This is a genomic window from Oleiphilus sp. HI0061 (assembly GCF_001635675.1).
Genome location: NZ_LWFE01001399.1, coordinates 1 through 4,185 on the forward strand (window position 1 = coordinate 1; position 4,185 = coordinate 4,185).

Annotated in this window: 3 protein-coding genes; all 3 read left to right on the forward strand. The window is 42.9% G+C overall.

The window, feature by feature from the left end:
- On the forward strand, positions 1-486 hold a 486-nt coding region (locus tag A3735_RS31230), incomplete at its 5' end, for a hypothetical protein (RefSeq protein WP_082885967.1).
- On the forward strand, positions 455-1,693 hold the full coding sequence (locus A3735_RS22045) for a hypothetical protein (RefSeq protein ID WP_068515720.1): 1,239 nt from the start codon (positions 455-457) through the stop codon (positions 1,691-1,693). The genes A3735_RS31230 and A3735_RS22045, both read left to right, overlap by 32 nt.
- Entirely contained in the window at positions 1,693-4,149 is a 2,457-nt protein-coding gene (locus A3735_RS22050) for an EAL domain-containing protein (protein ID WP_068515716.1), read from the forward strand. The genes A3735_RS22045 and A3735_RS22050 overlap by 1 nt, the downstream gene beginning before the upstream one ends.
- Positions 4,150-4,185: the final 36 nt, after the last annotated feature.

Consider the following 4,185-nt stretch of genomic DNA (forward strand, 5'->3'; position numbering starts at 1 on the left):
TCTACCTTTGTAATCATGTGGATAAAGTCCTTTATCATTTATATTTCTTTGATTGCAGTTTTCCAACTGTCGCTCGCCCGTACCTGTTATGCTGATGACTCAGGCGGTCATGTCAGTGAATCAGCGAACGCGCAGTCTGTTATCACTCATCTCTCCACGCTAACCGACACTTTAAGCTTAAATGAGTTGCGCGCTATTTTTAGTCTGAGAGCTAGAGCTTGGCCCGATGGAACAAAGATTACAGTGGTGGTTTTCCAAGATACCAACCCGGTTCATCGATCATTTTTGATGAATACCTTAAAAATGCTCCCGCATCAACTTAGGCGTCAATGGGACCGGTACATATACTCAGGTATAGGTCAGGGACCTGTTGTCGTTCAATCCGTCGAAGATATGCTAGCGACAATTAATAATACACCCGGGGCAATTGGTTATGTTGAAGGAGGCATGTCGAATGAGCATTTTACTACGGTCAGTATTCGCTAAGGCCGTTTTAGCGGTTGTGCTGGGTGGAACTTCTTTAGTTTCTTTCGCTACGGAAGCTAAGAAATATCTAGTGGATCATATCAATTGGCACGGTTTTGTTAGTCAAAGCTTTGTTTTAACCGATGAAAATGATTTTTTGGGTTCTAGTTCTGATGGTAGCTTTAAATACAATAGTGTTGGTTTAAACGGGTCTTGGAAGGCGACGAACTCTTTACAGTTTTCCATGCAGGGTCTTTACAAACAGATTGGTAACGGCGAGCCAAAAGGTACTAGACTTGATTTTGCGATACTTGATTGGCGGCTTTTTGATGATTTTGAATATGGTTTAGGTTTAAGAGCAGGGCGTTTAAAGAATCCGTTTGGCTTCTTTAACGAAACTAGAGATGTTGCAGTAACACGTCCTAGTTTACTGTTGCCTGAGTCTATTTATATTGATTACTTGCAAGAGATATTACATTCATCAGATAGTATAGGGCTTTATGGGCACCGGGAATTCCAGAGCGGTACGTTGTCGTTTAGTACTGCTTTTGGTGAGCCGATTTTTAATAGTCATAGTGTTGAGTCAATCTTAAGTACGAAAACCTCTGGTAGCTTCGATAATGAGCGCGCTAGCTTTACGAGGCTGTCTTTTGAACCCGGTTCTGGTGCGTGGCGCACTGCGCTTTCTTATGTTCAATTAGATGCTGATTTTACACCGGGAGCAGGGGAAACGTTTCAAGATCTTACTGTCACCCCTCCACTGTTTGAGGGTGAGCTTGGCCTAAAAGCATTGATGCTTTCTTTTGAACTCAGTATTGATAAATGGCGCTTCACAACTGAAATCCAACGACGAGATATCGAAGTAGATAACATTTTTGCTGGCAATAAAAATGTGGAAAAGTTTATTGGTTATTACGTTCAGGTAGATTATCAACTATCACCTAATATGCAGGTATATGTGCGCCAGGACGAAGCTTATCGGTTTAAAGACGACAAAGATGGCTCGGACTATGAAGCCGGTGACCCAATCAATAGGTATGCGCGTAATGCTTTTGCTAAAGACTCCACTATTGGCATTAGTTATGCTCCTTCGTTCGAATGGATGTTTTCAATCGAGTTTCACGCTGTAAATGGTACATTTTGGTTGCCTGACTTAGAAAATCCAGATATGGAAAAACAACGTAAGCACTGGAATATGTTTTTAGCTCAGGTGGCGTATCGTTTCTAATGCAAGACACAAAAAAACAGCTTTTTGTTAGTTTATATTGGAAGTCCGCAGTTGGCCTAGCTGCGATCTTTCTATCGTTTATCTCATTTTTTACATACTTCAATGTAGCGCAAATGCAATCCTTGCAAGCGCATAATAGAAGTGTGAACCAGCAGCAATATATTATTGAATATAACGGTTTGCTCAAGAAGAGCTCATTGCAGCTAATTAATATAATTGATGGTCTACCAAATTTAACGTCAGAAGGTCCGTATATTGAGGACAAGCTCGATTCGCACTGGCTGTCTTTACAGATAACTTGGGCCCTAGAGAGCGCAACCTTACTTAATGCAAAAGGCGAAGTGATTGGGCAGTGGGGTGATCAACGCATTCGTCCAAACTCCGACGTTATTGAGCGTACCTTGACGAGTCGCACTCCGTCCGAAGAAATGATCTGTTTTGAATTTTGTCAGTTAGCTGTACTGTCTCCGATTCTAGATATTAATGGTGATATTAAACTTATTCAGCTGAGCGTATCACTAGCAGATATGATGCTAGATTTTAATAGAATCACCGGATCTGATATCGGGATACTCACGCCGGTTAATAATAACTCTGAAGCATCAGTACAGTTTGGCAAGACCGGATTGGCTTTCTCTTCTTTGACGAATAAGCCTTTACTACAGCCAATTCTTCAGCAACATGCTATTCAAAGTCGATGGAGGCGTGACTTTGTCGAAGCTGAAGGGCAGTTAATCAACATTATTGATTTACCAGGTTCTCAGTTTGAGCTTATGTTCGTCTCTAACTCTGAATTGGTTGGTAGTAATGCGCTAATTGCATTTATATCTGATACAACCCAAGCCAGAGAGCAAATAGAGTATGCTCGGCACACGCACGTTATAACTGGCTTAGTTGCGATTATTGTTTCAATGCTGTTGATATTCCTCGTTTTGTGGCGGCCGATTCGTTCTCTGCAGCGGCAAGCCAAGGCGCTTCCTTTATTGCCTCAAGGACGATATAAAGAAGCAAAAGACAAGCTTAAGCGCATGGCGAGCAACCGTATTTTTGCTGATGAAATTAGCCAGCTACAAACTACTTCTTTGCAGGTAACCTCTCAGTTAGAGGCCTATCACCAGAAACTGAGTGATAATACCGAAGAGCTTCACCAAATGGCTCACTTCGATGCTTTGACTGGTTTAGCGAACCGGCCCTATTTGATAGAACTGGTTGATAAGAAGTTAGCTAGCCAAGATGAAACTGAGCGAAAGTTTGCGTTTCTCTACCTTGACCTTGATAACTTCAAACACATTAATGATGCCCTAGGGCACCTGGTTGGTGATAACTTATTGTCTGTGGTTGCCGACCGACTTAAAAGTTGTGTTTCTGATATTGATATTGCAGCGCGTACCGGTGGCGATGAATTTTGCCTTGTGCTTAGTGGTGTTCACAGTGAAAAGAAGGTTGTTGAGCTTGCAAGAAAGGTGCTGAGAGTGCTGGAAGAGCCCGTTGCGATTGAGGGAAGGCGCCTTTCTGTATCATCGAGTATTGGCATCACATTGTCGCTTTTGGATGGTGTATCCGCTGCAACCTTGTTGCAAAATGCCGATCTAGCGATGTATCAAGCCAAAGCCTCAGGTAAGAATAGCTACCATATCTTCAATCACCAGCTCCATAAAGATGCTGACTCGCGTATGGCCTTGGAGGAAGAGTTGCGCCATGCTGTCGAACGGGAAGAGTTTGTATTGCACTATCAACCGCAAATGGATTTGAGTACCGGAAAGCTGATTGGTTGCGAAGCTCTATTAAGGTGGCAGCATCCTAAGCGCGGTCTGTTATCGCCATTTTTCTTTATCGATATGGTAGAGAATAACGGTCTGATTATTCCCATTGGTAAGTGGATTATTCATGAAGCTTGCCGCCAGTGTGCCGATTGGCAGCAGCGCGGACTATGTGATGTTAAAATGTCGATCAACTTGTCAGCTCGCCAGTTTAGTGATCCTGACTTACTTAACGATATTACTCAGGCAATTTCTTTGCACCGTGTTAACCCCGAGAACCTAGAGTTTGAGGTGACTGAGTCCTTGTTAGCGACCGATATTAAGCATGCGATTTCCTTATTGAAAGAGTTGCAGTCTTTGGGACTAACCATTGCAATTGATGACTTTGGTACGGGATATTCTTCTCTTAACTATCTTAAGCAGCTCCCTCTGGATAAACTCAAGGTCGACCGTGCATTTATTATGGACTTACCCAACGATAATGATGACAAGCAGATCACGGCGGCAATTGTTGCTATGGCACATACTTTGAACTTGAAGGTGGTGGCTGAAGGTGTGGAAACAGTTGAGCAGATGGCTTTCTTGCAAGAGTTGGGTTGTGAGATTGGGCAGGGATATCTATTTGACAAGCCCTTGAGTGCTGATGAGTTCTTCTCGTCCCCGCTTAAGTCTGTCGGGTTTAAGCCAAATAACTAAGATAGGCTTTGATTTCCAGGATATTTCAAAGCGGGG

What these genes read in the sequence shown, in the direction of transcription:
- A3735_RS22045 (WP_068515720.1), top strand. Translation starts at nt 455, where the DNA reads ATGAGCATTTTACTACGGTCAGTATTCGCTAAGGCCGTTTTAGCGGTT.
- A3735_RS22050 (WP_068515716.1), top strand. Translation starts at nt 1,693, where the DNA reads ATGCAAGACACAAAAAAACAGCTTTTTGTTAGTTTATATTGGAAGTCC.